This is a genomic window from Cellulophaga sp. RHA_52, from assembly GCF_007827205.1.
GTDB classification, from domain to species: domain Bacteria; phylum Bacteroidota; class Bacteroidia; order Flavobacteriales; family Flavobacteriaceae; genus Cellulophaga; species Cellulophaga lytica.
Genome location: NZ_VIRZ01000001.1, coordinates 1,873,331 through 1,894,232 on the forward strand (window position 1 = coordinate 1,873,331; position 20,902 = coordinate 1,894,232).

At 32.7% G+C, this 20,902-nt stretch carries 14 protein-coding genes; 10 read left to right on the forward strand and 4 right to left on the reverse strand.

Annotated features, from left to right (window positions below; all coding sequences use genetic code 11):
- The first annotated feature begins 2 nt into the window (after positions 1 to 2).
- From JM80_RS08245 to JM80_RS08290, 10 genes are all read left to right on the forward strand, one after another.
- Positions 3 to 1,805 carry a RagB/SusD family nutrient uptake outer membrane protein gene (locus JM80_RS08245; RefSeq protein ID WP_144709670.1) on the forward strand — a complete coding sequence of 601 codons (1,803 nt, stop codon included), beginning with the start codon at positions 3 to 5 and terminating at the stop codon, positions 1,803 to 1,805.
- Between the two features lie 11 nt (positions 1,806 to 1,816).
- Positions 1,817 to 3,373: a hypothetical protein gene (locus JM80_RS08250; protein WP_013620029.1), complete on the forward strand. Its 1,557-nt coding sequence runs from the start codon at positions 1,817 to 1,819 to the stop codon at positions 3,371 to 3,373.
- Between the two features lie 151 nt (positions 3,374 to 3,524).
- Positions 3,525 to 4,514: a beta-agarase gene (locus JM80_RS08255; RefSeq protein WP_034645118.1), complete on the forward strand. Its 990-nt coding sequence runs from the start codon at positions 3,525 to 3,527 to the stop codon at positions 4,512 to 4,514.
- A gap of 122 nt (positions 4,515 to 4,636) precedes the next feature.
- Positions 4,637 to 6,295: a sulfatase gene (locus JM80_RS08260; RefSeq protein ID WP_013620027.1), complete on the forward strand. Its 1,659-nt coding sequence runs from the start codon at positions 4,637 to 4,639 to the stop codon at positions 6,293 to 6,295.
- 28 nt (positions 6,296 to 6,323) lie between these two features.
- On the forward strand, positions 6,324 to 7,943 hold the full coding sequence (locus JM80_RS08265) for a DUF5060 domain-containing protein (RefSeq protein WP_013620026.1): 1,620 nt from the start codon (positions 6,324 to 6,326) through the stop codon (positions 7,941 to 7,943).
- A gap of 121 nt (positions 7,944 to 8,064) precedes the next feature.
- A complete protein-coding gene (locus tag JM80_RS08270) occupies positions 8,065 to 9,612 on the forward strand; it encodes an alpha-L-fucosidase (protein ID WP_013620025.1) in 1,548 nt (515 codons plus the stop codon).
- An 84-nt stretch (positions 9,613 to 9,696) separates the two neighbouring features.
- Positions 9,697 to 10,611, forward strand: coding sequence for a DUF1080 domain-containing protein (locus JM80_RS08275; RefSeq protein ID WP_013620024.1), 915 nt, complete (start codon positions 9,697 to 9,699; stop codon positions 10,609 to 10,611).
- A gap of 164 nt (positions 10,612 to 10,775) precedes the next feature.
- Complete coding sequence (locus JM80_RS08280) at positions 10,776 to 12,341, forward strand: alpha-L-fucosidase (RefSeq protein ID WP_013620023.1); 1,566 nt, start codon at positions 10,776 to 10,778, stop codon at positions 12,339 to 12,341.
- Entirely contained in the window at positions 12,331 to 13,716 is a 1,386-nt protein-coding gene (locus JM80_RS08285) for a family 43 glycosylhydrolase (RefSeq protein WP_197055053.1), read from the forward strand. The genes JM80_RS08280 and JM80_RS08285 overlap by 11 nt, the downstream gene beginning before the upstream one ends.
- Positions 13,717 to 13,721: 5 nt before the next feature.
- Positions 13,722 to 15,236, forward strand: a complete 1,515-nt coding sequence (locus JM80_RS08290) for an arylsulfatase (protein ID WP_144709671.1) — start codon at positions 13,722 to 13,724, stop codon at positions 15,234 to 15,236.
- A gap of 72 nt (positions 15,237 to 15,308) precedes the next feature.
- Here JM80_RS08290 and JM80_RS08295 read toward each other — a convergent pair whose 3' ends face one another.
- Genes JM80_RS08295 through JM80_RS08310 form a run of 4 tightly spaced genes read right to left on the reverse strand, consistent with a single transcriptional unit; the run spans position 15,309 to position 20,692 of the window.
- The gene (locus JM80_RS08295) at positions 15,309 to 16,556 is read right to left on the reverse strand and encodes a family 43 glycosylhydrolase (protein WP_144709673.1); all 1,248 of its coding nucleotides are present in this window, start codon (positions 16,554 to 16,556) and stop codon (positions 15,309 to 15,311) included.
- A 1-nt stretch (position 16,557) separates the two neighbouring features.
- Positions 16,558 to 17,448, reverse strand: coding sequence for a family 16 glycosylhydrolase (locus JM80_RS08300; RefSeq protein ID WP_013620019.1), 891 nt, complete (start codon positions 17,446 to 17,448; stop codon positions 16,558 to 16,560).
- 18 nt (positions 17,449 to 17,466) lie between these two features.
- On the reverse strand, positions 17,467 to 19,308 hold the full coding sequence (locus tag JM80_RS08305) for a sulfatase-like hydrolase/transferase (RefSeq protein ID WP_144709675.1): 1,842 nt from the start codon (positions 19,306 to 19,308) through the stop codon (positions 17,467 to 17,469).
- 1 nt (position 19,309) lies between these two features.
- Complete coding sequence (locus JM80_RS08310; RefSeq protein WP_034645131.1) at positions 19,310 to 20,692, reverse strand: glycoside hydrolase family 28 protein; 1,383 nt, start codon at positions 20,690 to 20,692, stop codon at positions 19,310 to 19,312.
- Between the last annotated feature and the right edge of the window lie 210 nt (positions 20,693 to 20,902).

A 20,902-nucleotide genomic window follows, 5' to 3' on the forward strand; every position in this document is an offset into this window, starting at 1 on the left:
AAATGAAAAAATTAATATTTAACAAAATAGCTGTTGCTTTACTGTGCATTATTTGCAGTACAGCATGCTCAGATGATTACTTGGAAGAAACCAATCCTAACGAACTATCAACAGGTAGTTTCTGGAAAAATAATGTAGATTTAAACGGAGGTTTAACTGCGGTATATAATGCTTTTAAAAATACAAGTATTTTCAATGTATTGTCAGACAATCACAGGGCAGATATGAGCTGGCCAGGTTTTGGTAGGCCAAACACACAAAATTCATTCTACCTACAAACGTTTAACGATTCAGAAAATGATATAAGAAATAAGTGGTCTGCTATTTATACAGTTATTTTTAGAGCAAACCAAGTTATAGCAAACGGAGAAAGGTTAATTGAAACGTATGACGACCAAGATAATATAGATTTTGCTACACAAATAATAGCACAGGCTAAGTTTTTTAGAGGAATTTCATACACCTACCTGTATAATATGTTTAACCAAGGTAGTGTGCCAATTTTTGATTTTGTACCAGAGGCAGAAAGCGATTTTTATCAGCCATTAAGCACGCCTGAAGAGGTAAAAGCTTTTTATTTAAAAGATTTAGAATTTGCTTATGAAAATTTACCTCCAATGTGGGACGGTAATGCTAATGTTGGTCGTGTTACAGCTGCAGCTGCAGCCGCAGAATTAGGAAGAAGCTATTTGTATGAAGAAGATTATACAACAGCAGCAGTATATTTTAATGATATTATTACTAACGGAGAATATGGTAGGTCTTTAGTAGAAAACATAGACGATAATTTTTCTGAGGCAGGTGAATTTAATTCTGAGTCTATTTTAGAAGTTAGTTATTCTGTAAACTTCAAATCAGAACTAAACCCGTATGATAGTCAAAATGTATCTAACACATTAGGTAGAGTATTTGCACCAGCAAACTTAGGTGGTTTTAGAGTGTCTATGCCAAGTGCTTGGTTGCAAATGGCCTATAAGAATGAAGAATTAGATATGAGTGACCCTAGAAACTATGTGCCTTGTGAAGATGGCACAGAAGGCTGTGATCCTGTAACATTAATGAGACCAAGATCATACTCATTACGTGCTTCTTATTCTATTGCTGTAGTAGATGATTTAGACACTCCTTATTATGGCGGATTATCTACAGCAGATGCTACAATATTTAACAACAAAGAAACAGCATATTTTAGAAAGTATACAAACTGGGCAACTGTAGCAACAGAAAGTGACATTGTACCTAATACACGTTCGGGTATTAACATACGTTTGGTACGTTTGGCAGATGTTTACCTTATGTTGGCAGAGTGTTTAATTAAAGGAGGTACAGATGACGGTGGCGTAGAACAAGCAATGGCATTAATAAATGAAGTAAGACACCGTTCTGCTTTAAAATTAATTGGTCCAGATGGTAGCGGTACCTACCCAGGAGCAGATCATGACAATGTTACTTATGATGCTAATAGTTTAATGGAACATTTAATGTATGTAGAAAGACCATTAGAATTAGCAGAAGAAGGGCACGCTGTTCGCTTTTTAGATTTAAGAAGATGGGGTGTTTTAAAAGAACGCTTTCAAGAGTTAAGTCAAAAAAGATACTGGGCAGATAATTTTCCTTTTATAGATAAAGAAGGTAAACCAGTAACAAGATGGGGTTCTGTTTTAAAAGAAGGAGAAAGCCCTATAGCAAATGGCTTTACGTTTATAGATTATGCACAAGCTGCAGTAAATTATAACGAGAGTATACATGGATATTATCCTATTCCAAATAGTGAAGTTACAGCCAACCCAAATTTGAATAACTAAAAAAAGATATTATGAATAATAGATTAATTTTAATAGCATTAGTTATAGCGCTTTTTACCGCGTGTAACAGTGATGATTATGATGCTCCTAATTCGTTCTCAGACGTATCTTGGTACACAAGTGGTTTTAGAGATACAATAGTTAGTGTAAGTGTAAATGATTTTGCTTCATTTTCAGATTTATCTCAAGGTGAAATATCACACAAATGGACCATAGAACAAGGAAGTTATTTTTTAGAAGGTCCAATTAAACGTAAAGATTCTATTTATGATGATTTTATAATTAAACCAGAATCTTTAGAGAGCACAGACAAAACAGTACATGTTCTGTTTAAAGAAGGTGGTTTAAAAAAAGTAAACCTTTACAATGAGTTTAAAGAATATGTAGAGTTTAAAGGTGCAGATGGTTTTGTTTTTCCTTCTAAAGAGGTAGGTGGTAAATGGGTTATAGATACTACTTTTGTTGTAGATGTGTATGATACTATTGTGCCACAAATACTAATTCGTCAAAACGGAGTAGTTGTTCCTCATGAATTAGAGAGTGATGTTATTACGGTAGAAGCAGGGTCTGAATTAGAGTTTGTAGATATTACTACCATTGGTCGTCCTAATACTAGAGCATGGCAAATAGGAGATATTACAAGTACAGATTCACTTGCTGTAATACAATTAAACCAATTGGGTTCTTTTAAAGCAGCTTTAAATATTAGTAGGCTAGGAGAAAATATACCTGCAGATTATGATAGGTATAATGTTGCAGCTACTATAAATGTAGTGCCGTCATCATTACCATTTGAGGTTGCTGGTGATTTGGTAGAATTAGAAAACCAAACCATACAAATACCTTATAATGGAGAATTTAAACCTTTTGCAGACCAAAAAGCTCATTTTACAGTAAACGTAAATGGTACTCCTTTTACCATTTCATCTATAGGTTTAAACTCTTCTAATGCAACTATTTTAGAGATAAAACTTCAAGACCAAATATACAGGTCAGATAATATTACTGTTTCTTATGATGGTAATGGCACATTAGAGTCTACAGATACTCGTATACCAGCTGCTTTTACAGATTTACCTGTTCAAATGTATCAACATGAAGCAGTACGTTATGATATAGAAGATGGTGGAGTAAACTGGACAACTAAAGATGATAACTTACCAACTACAACTGTTGCACCATCAACAGAACAAGCAGCTAGCGGACAATATAGTATAAAAGTAGATGCAGCAGAATCTGGTGCTTGGTCTGGTTTTCATAATTTAATAGATCAATATACCTTAACAGCAGGGGTAACTTATCAGTTAGAGTATAAAATTTATAAGCAAGCTGGTGCAGTTATAAATATGAACGGACCTTGGATACAAAAAGACGGAGAAACTGTATTTCAGTTTTGGAATAATATTGTTGCAACAGCAGCAGAAGATACTTGGGTTACGGTAAGTCCAGGTCAAAGGTTTACTGCAGCTACTACAGGTAGTGATTATGAAATATATTTAAGACACAATGGTATGGGTGTTATATATTTTGATGATATAAGAATTATGGAAGTAGATGAAAGACCATAAAAAATAATTTTTTTAAAAAAAATGGCTCTACTCTACAAAGTGGGGCCTTTTTTATACTTAAAATACTAGTGTTGTCTATTTTTTGTACAGTTTTTTTTTGTGTTAAAATCACAATCATTCTACAACTTTGAGCCAAACTAATTAATTTATTATGATGAAATTTAATACAGCAATAGTATTCTTGTTATTTTATGTAGTGTCTTGTAGTGATAGTAATTCTACAGATAAAGTAGAAGATGAAGAAGTAATAGAGACACCAGAAACCCCAACTGAAGAACCAGAAGAAGAACCAGAAGTAACTTGGAAAACCATACCTGTGCCAGCAGAAGCAGGAGAAGGTAATGTTTGGGAGTTTCAAAATATGTCAGACAGTTTTGATTATGAAGCAGAGGCCGCTAATAAAGGAGCAGAGTTTGATGCCAAATGGACAGATTTTTATCATAACCAATGGTCTGGCCCAGGATTAACAGAATGGAAAAGAGACCACTCTTTAGTTAAAGATGGTTATTTGCAAATGGTTGCTAGTAGAGTTCCAAACTCAAACAAAATTCATTTGGGTTGTATAACCTCAAAAGAACAAGTAATTTACCCAGTGTATATAGAGGCGTATGTAAAAATTGCAAATACTACGCTAGCATCAGATGTTTGGCTTTTAAGCTCAGATGATACTCAGGAGATAGATATTGTAGAAGCTTACGGAGCAAGCTACTCAGAGTTAGCACAGGCAGACCAAACTTGGTATGCAGAGCGTATTCATTTAAGCCATCATATGTTTATTAGAGAACCTTTTCAAGATTACCAACCAACAGATGCAGGTAGTTGGTATAAAGATGAGGTTGGTACATTATGGAGAGAAGATTTTCATAGAGTAGGAGTGTACTGGAGAGATCCATTTCATTTAGAGTATTATATAAATGGAGAGTTGGTAAGAACAACCTCTGGAGCAGAAATGATAGACCCTAATAATTATGCAGATGGTGAAGGGTTAAGTAAACCTATGGATATAATTATTAATGCAGAGGATCAAACATGGAGATCAGATAAAAATATTACACCATCTGATGCAGAATTGGCTAATAAAGAAAATAATACATTTAAAGTAGATTGGATTCGTATTTTTAAACCGGTTAAAGCAGATTAAATGTATTAATCATATGTTTTATTCATAAAATCATATGTTATTCTTCATTACTAAAAAAAATGTAACTTTTGTAAAGCGCTTTAATTAGCGCTTTTACTTTATCAAACTAAAACCTACCAAAAATGTTTAAAAAGCTATTTTGTTTTTCACTGTTTATGGCAACCATTATTTCATGTGCCGAAAAAGAAAAAATTACAATAGAAACCAAAAAGCCAAATATAATTTACATAATGGCAGACGATCATACGTCACAAGCATTTGGTATATATGGTAGTAGGTTGGCAAGTTTAAACCCTACTCCAAATCTAGATAAAATTGCTAACGAAGGTATTATTTTTGATAATTGTTTTGTTACAAACTCTATTTGTACACCAAGTAGGGCAACTATGATTACGGGTCAATATAGCCAAACAAATGGCGTGTTAGATTTAGAAGGGCATATACCACCAGAAAGGCAATATTTGCCACAGGAAATGAAAAAATTAGGGTATGAAGCTGCTGTGGTTGGCAAATGGCATTTAGAAGATGAGCCTGCTACTTTTGATTATTATGCTGTATTACCTGGACAAGGTAAATACCATGATCCAGAATTTATAGTGCAAGGAGAGCAAGAGTGGCCAAAAAACAGAATACAAACTAAAGGACACTCTAGTGATAATATTACAGATTTAACTATTGCTTGGTTAAAAGACAAACGCAATAAAGACAAGCCGTTTTTTTTAATGCACCATTACAAAGCACCTCATGACGATTTTGAGTATGCACCACGTTATAAAGATTATTTAGAAAATACATATATACCAGAACCAGCAAGTTTGTATGAGAATGGTAATAATGGTTCTATAGCCACAAGGGGTTCTAATGATTCTTTACTGCGCGTTATTGGCTCATCTGTATCTAAAAGAAACATTGTTAGAAGTATGGGAATGCGATTGTGGTCTAACAAATATATGCAAATCTCTAACCCAGAGTTTGATGCCTCAAGCATTTCTTTAGATATGACAGACAAAGAATACACTCACAAAACGTATCAAGAGTACTTAAAAAGATATTTACGTTGTGTAAAAGGTGTAGATGATAATGTAGCCAAATTGGTAAAATTTTTAAAAGAGGAAGGCTTGTATGATAATACTATAATTGTGTACACAGGCGACCAAGGTTTTATGCTGGGAGAACATGATTATATTGATAAAAGATGGATGTATGAAGAATCTATGCGTATGCCATTTTTTGTGCGTTATCCAGAAAAAATAAAGGCTGGTACTAGAACAGACGCAATAATTAACAATGCAGATTTTGCACCTACTTTAATAGAGCTAGCTGGTGGCACAGCCCCAGAAAAAATGCAAGGGCATAGTTTTAAGTCTATTTTAGAAACAGGTAAAGAACCAAAAGGGTGGCAACAGTCTACATACTACAGGTACTGGATGCATATGGCACACGCACATGCAAACCCGGCACATTTTGGTATTAGAACAAAACAGTACAAACTAATATTTTTTTATGGTAAATATTGGGTAGATACCAAAGACCCTAATGCTACATGGAACAAAAAAAGTTGGGGTAATAAGTTTGAGATGGATACACCAGCTGCTTGGGAGTTTTATGATTTAACTAAAGATCCTAAAGAAATGAATAATGCCTACAATGACCCTGCGTATAAAGATATAATTAAGGAACTTAAAAAGCAGTTAAAAGCCAAACGTAAAAGTTTAAATGAGGAAGATGGTAGTAAGTTTCCGCACATACAAAAGGTAATAGATGAGCATTGGAATGATTAAGAAAATATAGGTAAATAAAAACAGTGTTATGCAAAATGTATTAAAACTTTTAATAGTTACTAGTTTGCTAAGTTTTACAGTAGTAACTAGCCAACTTAAAAAAGAAAACTACACGTTAAACACTGTTTTTAAAATTCCAAAATGGGAGGTTTTAGATATAACATTTACAGCAAACCAAAATGTAGCATCTCCTTATACGGCTAATTTTTATGCAATTTTTACTCATAGTAATGGTACAGTACAGCAAGTGCCTGGTTTTTATAATGGTAATAAAGAATGGGTAATACGGTTTTCTAGTTCTTTAGAGGGTAATTGGAAATTTACAACCTATGCAGATCTAAAAAAAATACATCATAAAAAAGGTAGTGTAATGGTGTCTTCTGCAGCCACTAATAATCACGGAGCATTAGTTATACCAAAAAATGATCCTCAAAATTTTTATTATGAAGATGGCACTCCTTACTTTTTATTGGCCTTTGAGTGCGATTGGCTTTATGCCTTAGACTACCACAACAAAAAAGGATTACCAAAAACAGAGCATCTTTTAAACCTTTTAAACCAAAACGGATTTAATCAGGTAGTGATGAATGTTTTTTCTTATGATGTTAGCTGGACTAAAGATTCTAAATTAAAACAACATCCAGAACATGAGTTTGGTGGGCCAAAAGATATTTTTCCTTTCCTTGGCAATAATAACAATCCAAATTACTCAGCTCTAAACCCAGAATTTTTTAAAAAATTAGATCGTACTATTAGCTTAATGCATAACAAGCGTATAGCTGCGCATTTAATGATATACGTTTGGAACAAATTGGTTGCTTGGCCTAATATGAATACAGATGCAGATAATATGTATTTTGACTATGTAGTAAAAAGGTACCAAGCTTTTCCTAATATAGTATGGGATATTTCTAAAGAGGCGCTGTACTATGGTAGGGCAGATGAAGCGTATATTCACGGAAGAATAGAAAGGTTAAAAACAAATGACAAATACAACAGGTTGGTGTCTGTACATGATTATAAATATTGCTCTAATTTTCCAGATAAGGTAGATTTTATTTCTTCTCAAAATTGGTCACATAACATTTACAACAAAATGTTAGAAGCCAAAACAAAATTTAAAAACAAACCAATATTTAATATAGAACACGGTGGTTATGAGGAGTCTATGTATACTGTTTTTACAGGAGATTATACCAATGCAGAAACCTGTTTACGTCGCAATTATATGTGCTTATTTGCAGGTGTGTACACCACTTATTATTGGCAAGGTACTTCATGGAATGTAATTATTTATAACCCTTTTGAGCAACCTAAAGAGTTTTATAAACCAAAGTTTATATACTTTAATTACATGCAAAAACTCTTTAGTAAGTTTCAGTTTCATAAAATGAAGCCTATTCCTTGGCATAACGGTAGTGGTTATAACTTAACAGATGATAAAGGCACAGTTTTAATATATATACACAAAGAAAACTACGGTATAGATGCTGCATTTTTAAAAAAGAAAGATGAAAACCGAACTATGCAGTGGTTTAATACCCTAACAGGAGAGTTTACAAAAGAGGTAGCTATTAAAAAACAAGGAAAGTTTAAGTCTCCTTGGGCAGAAAAGGCAGATGCAATACTTATTTCTAGGCTTAAATAGTAGTAAAAACAGGGAATTAGACATTTGGTCTACTATAAAAAACATACGTTTTAATGCTTTTAAAACTATAGTTAGAATTTCGCTTTAGATAAGTAAGAACAACCTTTAAGATCTATTAGATATGAAAAGTGGAAAATATATAGTACTGAGCTTTTTTATTCTCTCATTAACAATTTTGTCTTGTGCAGATAAAAAAGATAAAAAGGAGGAAATAGCTCAAGAAACTAAGCCAGTTTATGAAGCAAACTGGGAATCAATCAAAAAAAATTATAAAGACCCAACTTGGTTTAACAAAAAAAAGTTTGGCATTTTTATTCATTGGGGCGCATATAGTGTTCCTGAATATTCATCAGAATGGTACCCACGTAAAATGTATATGGATACGGCTACTTTTTCTGCGCAACTAAATTTAGAAAAAAAGGGACCTTCAGATGTGTATTTGCATCATAAAAAAGAATGGGGAGATCAAAAAAAGTTTGGTTATAAAGATTTTATACCAATGTTTAAAGGAGAAAATTTTGATGCAAATGAATGGATAGATTTGTTTAAAAAATCTGGTGCAAAATATGTAATACCTGTAGCAGAACATCATGATGGTTTTGCAATGTATAAATCTAATGTTACACGTTGGAACGCGGTAGATATGGGGCCTAAAAGAGATATTTTAGGAGAATTATTTAAAGCCGGAAGACAAAAAGGTATGATTATGGGAGCATCTTCTCATTTTGCTTTTAATTGGTCTTTCTTTAATAAAAAAGATCATTTTGATACTACAAACCCTGCATATGCAGATTTGTACTCTACAAAAGGTAAAGATTTAAATGAACCTGTTTCTAAAGAGTTTAAAGAGTTGTGGTGGGCAAGAACTAAAGATATTATAGATAATTACCAACCAGATATTATGTGGTTCGATTTTTATTTAGATATTCCAGATTTTGCAGATCAGAGACCAAAATTAGCTGCTTATTACTATAATAAAGGTATAGAATGGGGTAAAGAGGTTGTTCTACAAGATAAAAATTTTTCTCATGAAGCTTTTCCAGAAGGTACAGTTATTTATGATCTAGAACGAGGTAAATTACCTGGTATACGTAAATTACCTTGGCAAACAGATACCTCTATTGGCAAAAACTCTTGGAGCTATGTTTCTAATTGGCAGTCTAAAACAGCCAACCAAATTGTAGATGATTTGGTAGATATTGTTAGTAAAAACGGAAATCTTTTACTAAATGTAGGGCCTAAATCTGACGGCACAATACCAGAAGATCAAAAAGAAATTTTACTACAAATAGGAGATTGGTTAACTATAAATGGTGATGCTATTTATGACACTACTTACTGGAAAACGTTTGGAGAAGGACCAACAGAGGTTAAAAAGGGTCACCACTCTGAAGGGAATAATAAAGGATTATCTTCTAAAGACATTAGGTTTACAACCAAAGATAATAAGCTTTATGCTATTGTTTTAGATTGGCCAAAAGATGGTGTTGTTGTTATAGAATCTTTAGCAAAAGAAGCTACTTATGCAAAAGATTTAAATATTACCAATGCAAGAGTATTGGGTAGTAAAGAAAAAATAAAGTGGAGTCAAGAAAAAGATGGTTTTAAGGTTACAATGCCAAAAGAAAAACCAGGAGACTTTGCATATGTTATTGAGTTAGAAATGTAGTTTAATTGTTTAAAGTAATAAAAAGCCAAGGTTTTATGCAGATACAAATCTTGGCTTTTTTAGTTTAAAAAAATAGTAAGTGTAATGGCAATGCAATCTTTTAAAAAAGTGTTTTTTTATACAGTAATAACAGCTTTTTATTTGTTGTTATTTGTGAGTTGTAAAAGTACAGATGTAGTTAAAAATACAAATTCTTCAACCATTTATTTGTTTGATGAAAAGTTATCTAATTGGGAAATTTGGATGGGAGCCGTGCATACTTCTGTAGATTTAAATGTAGAGAAGTTTGCAGATGTAAAAACAGGAAAACCTTTAGGGCTAAACAAAGATTTAAAAAATGTGTTTTCAATCATAAAAGAAAATAACGAACCGGTTTTAAAAGTTACAGGTGAAATTTATGGCGGTTTAACTACAAAGCAAGAGTATGGAAATTACCATTTAAGTGTGCAGTTTAAATGGGGAGAAAAAAAATGGGAACCACGTTTGTATACCAAAAGAGATAGCGGAATTTTATATCATGCTAAAGGGCCACACGGAGCTTTTTGGAATGTTTGGATGTCTAGTTTAGAGTTTCAGGTGCAAGAGGGTGATTGCGGAGATTTTATTGCTCTAACAGATGTTTTTGGTGATGTTCCTGCAGAAAAAAAGTATGCTAAAAACGGAAAGCCATTTTTTGTATATAATCCTAATGCAGAATTAGTGCCTTTAAAATGGGGACCAGGTTTTGAATCTGGTCAAGCCAGTAAATTAGGAATGTTTGAGAAGCCAAACGGAGAGTGGAATACATTAGAAATTTATTGTTTGGGGTCAGAAAGTATACATCTAGTAAACGGTAAAGTTGTAAACAGGGTAAAAAATGCCCGTTATTTAAAAAATGGTATTGTTACACCTGTAACTCAAGGAAAAATACAAATACAGTCTGAAGCTGCTGAAGTATATTATAAAAATTTAAGCATAACACCAATTACCTTTTTTCCTAAAAAGTACCTTAACCAGTAATGTTTAAGATATAATTCATCATCCGTTCTATATTCTAAAACATACGTTATCTGCTAAAGGAGGCTATTAAATTATTTTTGAAATGTGTTTAAGGTAACAAACAACACTTTTAGTAATTAGGAGCAAAAAAGAAAAGACTTTGCTACTATAATATCCTTTTTAGTATGGTAAAATTAAAATTAACAATAGCAGTTTTTAGTATAGTAGCGTTTAGTTATAGTCAATCTTCAAAAGAACAAAAAAATAGTAATGCGGTATATACAAAAAGTTGGGAGTCTTTAGCAAAGGTAAATGCTACTCCCAATTGGTTTAAAGATGCTAAGTTTGGAATATATGCCCATTGGGGACCAGTTTCTTCTGCTTTTGAAGGTACAGATGCAGATAAGTATTATGCTGGTTGGCACGGAATGAAAATGTATGAAGACGGTAAAAAAGTACCAACCAAAAATGGTAAGCCAACAACTAACTACCTACACCATAAAAAAAAGTATGGTAAGCCAGCAAAATATGGTTATAAGCATATAATAGAACAATTTTCTCCTACTGCTTTTAATGCAAAAGAATGGGCAGAGTTATTTAAAAAATCAGGAGCTAAATTTGCTGGACCCGTAGCTATGCACCATGATAATTTTGCTATGTGGAACAGCAAGGCCACACGTTGGAATTCTATAAATTATGGTGGCATAGATCCATCAGCAGAATTAAAAAAAGAAATAGAGGCAAAGGGGCTAAAATTTATGGCTTCTTTTCACCACGCATTTACGTGGAAATATTTTGCACCTGCACACAAACACGGCGGCATAAACCCTAAAGATTATGACTTATATACAAATCCACATTCATTAGAATCTAATACTCCAGATGAAGATTTTTATAATGATTGGTGGCTTAAAATTAAAGAATATATAGATGTGTATCAACCAGATTTAATTTGGTTTGACTGGTGGTTAGAGAATATGACAGAAGAAAGTAGACAGCAATTTTTAGCATATTATTACAATAAAGGAATTGAGTGGAACAAAGAGGTTGTAGTGTCTTACAAAGAATCTACTTTTCCTGAAACCACTGCTGTTAAAGACTATGAGCGTGGAAGACCAAACCAGCCAAAGTCTCCTATGTGGTTAACAGATACGTCTCCAGGTGCTTGGTTTTACAGACCCAATGCCAAGTTTAAAACGCCAAATGAGCTTGTAGATATACTTGTAGATATTGTATCTAAAAATGGCTTAATGTTGTTAAATGTGCCACCAAACCCTGATGGATCTATACCTCAAGAAATGAAAAACTTATTGTTAGATATGGGGAGTTGGTTAGCTGTAAACGGAGATGCAATTTATGGTACAAGACCTTGGATAATTTTTGGTGAGGGGCCTACTCGTTTACCAGAAGGCGGACATAAAGTTGAAAAATTTAAAATAGCATACACAGATGCAGATATTAGGTTTACTAAAAAATCAGATAAGGAATTTTATATTATCATAATGGATACTCCTAAAAAAGAAATTACGGTAAAGTCTTTATCTACCGCTATAGGAGTATTAAACTCTAAAATAGAAAATATAAGTTTATTGGGCAGTAATGAAAAAATTAGCTGGAAAAGAGACCAAAGAGGACTTATAATAGCCAAGCCAGCTAAACTACCAACAAAATATGCACACGCATTTAAAGTTAGTTTAGAGGGTTATAAAGAAAACAATATTGGTGGTACAATAGATGCTCATGCAGATTAAATTAACAACTAACTTAAACCAACATAATTTATATTATATGAAAAATGTTTTGCAACTACTTATAGTATTATTACTACTGTGTGCTAGTATAAACGCACAAAACCCACTGGTAACAGATATATTTACGGCAGACCCAACTGCTCGTGTTTTTAATGGTAAGTTGTATGTTTATCCGTCTCATGATATAGTACCAGAGGAAGGAGTACAAGCGCCAGATTTTTGTATGCCAGATTATCATATGTATTCTTTAGAAGGTGGTAATACATGGAAAGATTATGGAGTGGTTTTAGATCAAAATAGTGTGCCTTGGGGTAAAAAAAATTCCTACGGTATGTGGGCCCCAGATTGTATTAAAAAAGGAGATACATACTACTATTATTACCCTGCAGAACCATTAGATAAATCTTCCTTTAGGCGTATAGGCGTAGGTACATCTAAAAATCCTACTGGGCCATTTAAATGGGAAAAAAATTACATTAAAGGTGTAGAAGGTATAGATCCAGGCTTGTTGTTAGATGATAATGGTAAAGCTTATTTATATTTTGGTGGAGGAGAAAAATTATATGTTACTCCATTAAAAGATAATATGAAAGAAATAGCTGCAAAACCTATAAAAATAGAAGGGTTGCCTGCTGGCTATAAAGAAGGTTCTTTTCCTATAAAAGTAAATGGTATATATTATTTAACTTTTGCGCATGTATTTGCAAATGAAGGATACACTATTGCATACGCTACAAGTAACAATCCTTTAGGGCCTTTTACGTATAGAGGCAAAATAATGGACAACCTTGGCAATGGTACCAATCACCATTCTGTTGTAAACTATAAAGGAAAATGGATATTGTTTTATCACTGGTGGGAAATTAGCGGTTACAATAAATTAAGATCTATGCGTGCAGATTATATGACATTTAAAGAAGATGGTAGCATAGCCCGTGTAAAGCCAACATTAAGAGGCATAGGAGCACCAACAATAGGAGAAAAAATACAAGTAGATAGGTATAATGATATTAGTGGAGCAAAAACTAGTTTTGTAGGTGGTAATGAGCCTATTGGGTGGATGGTTACAAATACCAAAATGATGAGTAACGTAAGGTTTAATAATGTAGATTTTGCAAGTGGTTCTGCTAAAAAAATAGTTGCACGCGTAGCAAGCGGACAAAGAATAGGTTCTATGGAGGTACGTTTGGGAAATCCTAAGGGAGATTTAATTGCAGAGTTTCCTATAAAATATACTGGTGGCTGGAATAGTTGGCAAACCATAGAAACAAATCTTTTAAAAAAGGTTTCTGGTATGCAAAATATTGTAGTTGTTTTTAAATCTGTTTGGGGTGCCGATAAAATTGTAAATCTAAATTGGTTAATGTTAAAATAATAAGAATGTTTAAAAAGTACATATTTGTGATATGTGTTGTTTTTTCAACACAGATTTTTGCGCAAAAACAGCCTAATGTAATTGTTGTTTTAGCAGATGATATAGGTGTAGGAGATATTTCTTATTACAGAAAAATGCATAGCAACAATGTGGTTTTAAAAACACCAGCTATAGATAATTTAGCTAAAAACGGAATGGTTTTTACAGATGCACATTCTCCTGCGGCATTATGTGCACCATCTAGATATGCAGTAATGACAGGGAATAATTGCTACCGTAGTTATGCTCCTTGGGGTGTTTGGGGAGCTTATGAGGCATCACCAATTAAGCCAAACCAATTAACTCTTGGTAAGCTTATGAAAAATGCAGGATACCAAACAGCTTTTTTAGGCAAATGGGGGTTTGGAATGGATTTTTTTAAAAAAGGTAGTGACACGCAAATATACAGGTCTCCTAGAAAAAGAGTAGAGTTAGGCGTAGATGTACGTAAAATAGTAGGTAAAGGACCACTAGATAATGGTTTTGACTATAGTTTAACTTTCCCTGCAGGAATACAAAATGTACCTTATGTTGTGTATGAAAATCAAGAGTGGATGCCTTTAGAAAAAAACTCAGAAATTGGCTATATATCACAAGAGAATATGACCAAAAAAGGGGTTACTTTAGATAAAGATGAAGGCTTAGGAGATACAAATTGGGACCCGCACAATATGGGACCTTTACTTGTAAATAAAGCAGTAGATTATATTGCTAAAGCAGATACAAACAAACCTTTTTTTATGTATTACTGTTCTTTAGCAGTGCATTTGCCACACACGCCTACAAAAAGGCTAAATGGTGAAAAAATAGCAGGCCAAACACCATCTAAACATTTAGATATGGTAAAAGAGTTAGATGTACAAATGGCTATGCTGGTAGCAGCATTGAAAAAGAAAGGTGTTTATGATAATACTATAATTTTGTTTACATCAGACAATGGGGGGTTATTAAAAAGGAAAAGCATACAATCTGGTCACAAATCCAACGATATTTACCGAGGAGGAAAAAACCAAGCTTATGAGGGCGGACACAGAGTACCTTTTATTGCTTGGTGGCCAGAAAAAATTAAGAAGAACTCTACATCTAAAATACCAATTTTAACTATAGATATTTTAGCAACCTTGGCAGCAATTACAAGTCAAGAAATTGAAGAAGGCCAAGCTAATGATTCAGCCAACTTATTGCCAATTTTTACAGGAGAAAACAAAAGTAAAGAAGTGCACCCTTATTTAGTTACACAATCTGGTACTGGTAAAGAAGCAATTATTATTAAAGACGGTTGGAAATTAATTATAGCTTTTGATAAAAAAGATAAAACTAATAGTACCAGAACTCCAGTAGCATTATTTAATTTAAATAATAATGTTACAGAAAATGAAAAGCAAAATTTAATACACAAACCAGAGTTTGCATCTAAAGTAAAAAGCCTATTTACAACCTACAACACGTACAGAGATTCAGGAGAGAAAACTAAAATTTAAATAGATATTTATACCATAAAAAAGCCCAAACAAGTAATTTAACTGTTTGGGCTTTTTTTAAGATGTTATTTTTTATTTAGACTTTTGTAATTCTTTATTACTTGCAGTAATACGTTCTTTTTGTTTTTTACTTAAACTTTGTTTTAAATATACCTCTGGTCTGTGATAAACGTGGTGTTTTTTCATTTCAGGATCGTTAATAGCAGTACTCAAATCACAGTCAAAACGTACTAAAACAGCATGGTTTTTATCCCAAGTTGTTGCATTTGTAAAATGAGATAATCCCCAACTAATTCCGGTGCCATTTTTAGTATTTGTAAAGGCATCAGGTACATAAGGTCCTGCTGCTGTAGGCATCATTTCTACTATAGAGGCAATCTTAAAATTAACACCATCTTTTGCAAACTGTACGGTGTTGTGCTCATTACCATCTCTAATTGTTAAAGCAGCAATTCCATCTTTAAAAGGGAACATAGTAGTTTCATGACCAGATGCTAAAACTGGATTTAGTTTATTTTTAGTAAAAGGCCCAAAAGGAGAATCTGCAGTAGCCAAACCTTGCATTCTTACCAAATCAGGTTTTCCATCAAAATCAGATTTGTAATACAAGTAAATTTTATCTTTATACACTAAAGGATATGGGTCATGTATAGAAAACTGATCCCACGCACCTTTTGGTCCGTTAGGGATCACAATTTTATTAGTTGCTGTCCAAGGCCCATCAGGAGAATCTGCATAAGACATTAGTACAGGGCAATCATCACCACGTAAACCACTGGCTTCACTAAAACCTTGGTAGTACATATAGTACTTTCCTTTCCATTTTAAAATATCAGCAGTACTAACAGATCTGTGACCCAATTCTGGTTTAGGAGGTCTAGGTATTGCAACACCTTGCTCTTCCCAGTTAAACCCATCTAAACTGGTAGCATACCAAATTTCAGATAAATCCCAATCTGCAGAAGGTATAGTCTCTGTAGCCTGTTTAGCACCTTTAGGAGGTGTTTTGGTTTTTCTGTGTGTGTACCAAACATAATACTTCCCGTTTTCAAAAATAATTTTAGAAGGATCTCTACGGCTAACAGTTCCGTCTCCATTGCTATAATCTAACCCCTCTAATTTTGTATATTTAAATAAGGAGTACAACTCGTTGTCTTCTGGTCTTGGCGCTAAATAGTTATCATAATTACGTTGCATAGCCTCACTTAACGGTTGGTTAGGTTTTTGTTTAGGTAATGCAAACGGAAAATTTTGTGCAGAAACAGTATTAGCCGTTAAAAAAAGGCAACTTATTATTAATGTTATTTTTAGTCTTTTCATATTATTTAGTATCAATTAATTTCCAAGTTCTTACCCAGTTATAAGTAGTAGTTCTTTCTTCTTTAGAACCGTTCATTCCGCCATCTTCAGGAACCGGATTCCAGTTATACGTTTCTACAACCATTCTTAAATACATTTCTATATTAAAGTCTGCTGCAGGTTTTACTTTAGATACAAAATTACCATCCATAAAAAACAAAATTTCATCTTTAGATTTCCACCAAACACCATACACATGAAAATCTTCATAAGTTTTAGTATCAAGTTTTCCTTTAGATTTAACAGAGCCTTTTTCAAAATCACAGCCTTCAGGAATATTTCTACTATGTGTGTTAGAGTTCATAGATTCATCAAAATACTTCATCCATTCTGCCTTATTAACAATTTGCCCAACAGTTTCTTGTATATCTAGTTCTGTAACTCTTTTATTACATCCATTTTGTTCTCTAGATTCATTTATTAGCCAAAAGGTAGAAGACATAAAGGTTTTGTTGGCTTTCATTTTACACTCGTAATACCCGTATTTCATTGCGTTTCTAGAGCCAACATAACCACCGCCATGGGTGTACACTTTACCATTTTTAGTAACGGGCTTATCTAATAAAGTGGTTGTAATTTGTAAGCTACCATCTTTAACTTTAATATTTTCTGCCAAAAATAATCCTGGAGCACGCCCAATCCATCCTTGTCCAGATATTTGCCATTTACTCTCATTTACTTTTTTGCCTTTAAATTCATCAGACATATTTTTTACCAATTTCCATTTTTTATGGTTAGGTTTTGGATCTTGTCCATCTTTAAAAAACGGAGCTTTTTGAGCAAAAGATTGTCCAACACTTATAAAAATAATAAGTAGTGTAATTTTTTTAGTTACGTGTAAAATAGATTTCATTTTAGTTAGTTTAAGGTTTTATATTTGGTTTTGTAAGTACTTTAAACGCTCTTGTATTAGCATATTATTTTTTACAGTAGTATGTAGTTTACTTTGGTTAATAGTAAACGTATATTTCTGGTAAAAATCTTTTTGTAGTACAATGCTATTAAGTATTAAAAGTGCTTCTTTTGGTTTTTTAGATTGATATAAAAGCTGAATTAAATTCTTAGAAGTATCTTTTTTTTCAGCTATAGCCAAAAACTCTGCAGCTCTCATTTTATTTACAATATCTGCATCTGTAAGCATTATATTTTTAATTAGGTCTGATAAACTAGTTGCTTTGCTACCAAAACTTGTACTTGTTATCAACGCCCAATAACGTGCTGTTTTATCTTTAGATAGTAAATGTTTTTTAAGTTTTGTTTTAGCGTCTTTAAATGGTATAAGCTGTAGATTGGCTATTTTAATGTACTTATTTATTTTTTTTTGATGTTTTTTACCATAAGCTAACGGATTTTTAAAAGCTTGCTCCACTAGTATATGCTCTGGATAAAATGATAGATCTGGCATAGCTTTTTGCCAAGTATTCATCTTTTGCCTAAAAGCTATTATTTTATGCTTGTAAGCAGCATTTTTAGCCAAGTTATTGGTTTCATAAGGGTCTTTTTTTACATCATACAATTCTTCTACCATTTTGGGCTTAAAAAAACTAGACTGTATAGGGTTAAGTTTGTTTTGTAGGTTTAGCGTGCTCCATTGTTTGTAGGCAAGTTGTTTGTACCTGTAGTTGTTCATTAAAGCATCTATGTTAAAAGGCTGAAAATTTCTAATGTACTTTAGGTTATTTTCTCTAATGCTTCTAACCATATCATACTTTTCATCAAACCTATCTGCGTAACCAAAAGTAGAATTGTTGTTAATGGTTTTTTGTTTTACTGATTCACCCAAAAAAGCAGAACCATCTATAGATTTAGGAATTGTAACACCTGCTAAATTTAAAACTGTAGCACTAAAATCTATAAAACTAACAAATGTGTTAGTTGAAGTACCTATAGTAAAAGGAGACATTTTTTTATATTTTTCTGGTATATAAACAACCAAAGGAACCTGTAATCCTGTTTCTTTTAAATACCCTTTACTGTTAGGCAAAACACCACCGTGGTCTCCGTAATAAAAAATAATGGTATTGCTTAACAGCTTGTCTTTTTCTAAAGCATTAATAACAGCACCTACCTCTTTATCCATTGCCATAATTTTGTCTCGGTAAAATGCATTGGTGTACTTAAATAGTTTTGTATTTGGGTGGTTTGGTTGTACAAAAACAGATTGCACATTAGTTTTGGTTTTGTGAGAGTTCATTTCTTCTTCAGAAAAATGTAAACTTCCTTCGTGGGTTGTACCTAAGTTGTGTACATAAAAAAAAGGTTGATTATTAGCTCTGTTTTTCCAGCTTGCTTTTCTAGAAGAATCGTCCCAAACGTCTTTGTTTTTTACAATATTATAGTCTTCTTTTGCATTATTGGCGGTATAGTAACCTGCATTTTGTAAATACACAGGAAACATCTTTACTGTATTTGGTAGCACAATTTTTTTTTCGGACCTGTGGTAGTGTGATGCCAATTTTGGTCCGTAAACACCTGTAATAATACTAGATCTTGCAGCACTACAAACAGCAGCATTAGAAAAAGCATTGGTAAAAGTAATTCCTTTTTTAGCTAGTTTTTCTATGTTAGGAGTGGTTACACCGTGCTTGTTAAATAACTTTAAATAGTGTTTAGAGTTATCTTCAGAAACAATCCAAACAATATTAGGTTGTTGTGCTTTACCGTAAGAGCAAAAACATAGCAATAGTAATAGTATATAGGTTTTATGTTTCATACTAATGGTTGTTAACAGTTAGTTTCTTTCGGTTTAAAAAAATAGAATTACCATAAAAATTAAGAACGTCATTTAAAACAATAGGAGGTCTTTTATCATCTAAAACAGTATTTAAATAAAAGTTATTAATAAACAAACCATTTACATGTCTGGCATAAATTCCAGAGGCGGGTAATGTACCAACCAGCCTAAATTCTGGCCACCAATTACCTAGTGTTTCTAAAGTGTATTCTTTTATATTTTTTTTGTTAGCATCTGTTGTATTTCCACCACCAGAAACCGTCATTTGTATATTATTTAGCTGTATGTCTGTTATGTAGTTTTTAGGCATACCAGTTAAAAAAATAACAGAATTTTTGTCTAGTTCTCTGTTATCTATAACAATATTATTAAAAGCGAAAGAGTGCATAGCTTTCATAGGAAGCATTTTTAAAGGCGAGTCTACACCTGCTCTTTGTTGGCAAAAAGTCATAAAAATTGGTCTAGGAACGTTTTTCATAACAATGTTAGAAAAAATCATATTTTTCATTTCACCACCTTCATTCATTTGTATTTTTAGTCCGGAATCTTGTATATCATGAAATGTAGAGTTGCTTACAGTAACGGATTCAAAATCTCCCCTAGAAGCTAGTCCAATACGCATAGCTGCCCATTTGCTGGTAAATACACAATTGTTAATTACAATGTTTTTACAAGGCTTATCTGGTCTAGATGTTTGCAAGCAAATAGAGTCGTCACTAGTATTAAAAGAAGAATTAGAAACACGTACGTTAGTACAACCATCAAAATCTAAACCATCTCCGTTTTGGTTAACTCTACTTATAATTTTAATACCGTCTACAACAATTTCATTACAATATAACCAAGCAGAAGTCCAAGAAGCAGAATTTATAAGGGTAACATTTTTAATTTTAATATTATTACAATTAAGAAAGCGCAACATCATTGGTCTACCTCCTTTAGCTTTTGTGAAATTCTTAGGAAACCCATTGCCATTAATTGTGCCGTTACCTTCTATAGAAAAGGAGTTTGCTTCTTTTGCAAAAATTAAACACCTATCCATATGAGGTTCATTTTTATAGGTGTTTTTATGTGTATTTGTTGCGTAGTCTTTGTAATCAGGACTGCCTAAAAGAATAGAGCCATTTTCTAGATAAAGTGTTACATTATCTTTTAAATATATAGTGCCAATAAGTACAGTTTTTCCAGCAGGAATTACAACTTTTCCTCCACCCTGTTTAGAGCATAAATCAATTGTTTTTTGTACGGCTTTTGTGTCTAAGGTTTTGCCATTAGCTTTGGCACCGTAATCCATAATATTATAATCATTAGCAAATACAGATACGCTAAAGCTTATATAAAAAAGCAAAAAAAAATGTTTCATTTTTATTTATAGTTTAAAAATAAAAATAGTAACCTATTAAATATTTAAGAGAAATAAACTACTATAATACTACCATAAATGATTTTTAGTTTTAACTGATATGTGTTAAGGCAACTAGATTTTAACTAAACAGTACCGTTTTTATAGTTTATGATATTTTTTTTAGAGTTTTTTATTAAATCACAAACTAGTTTTATTTTTAAAAGAAGA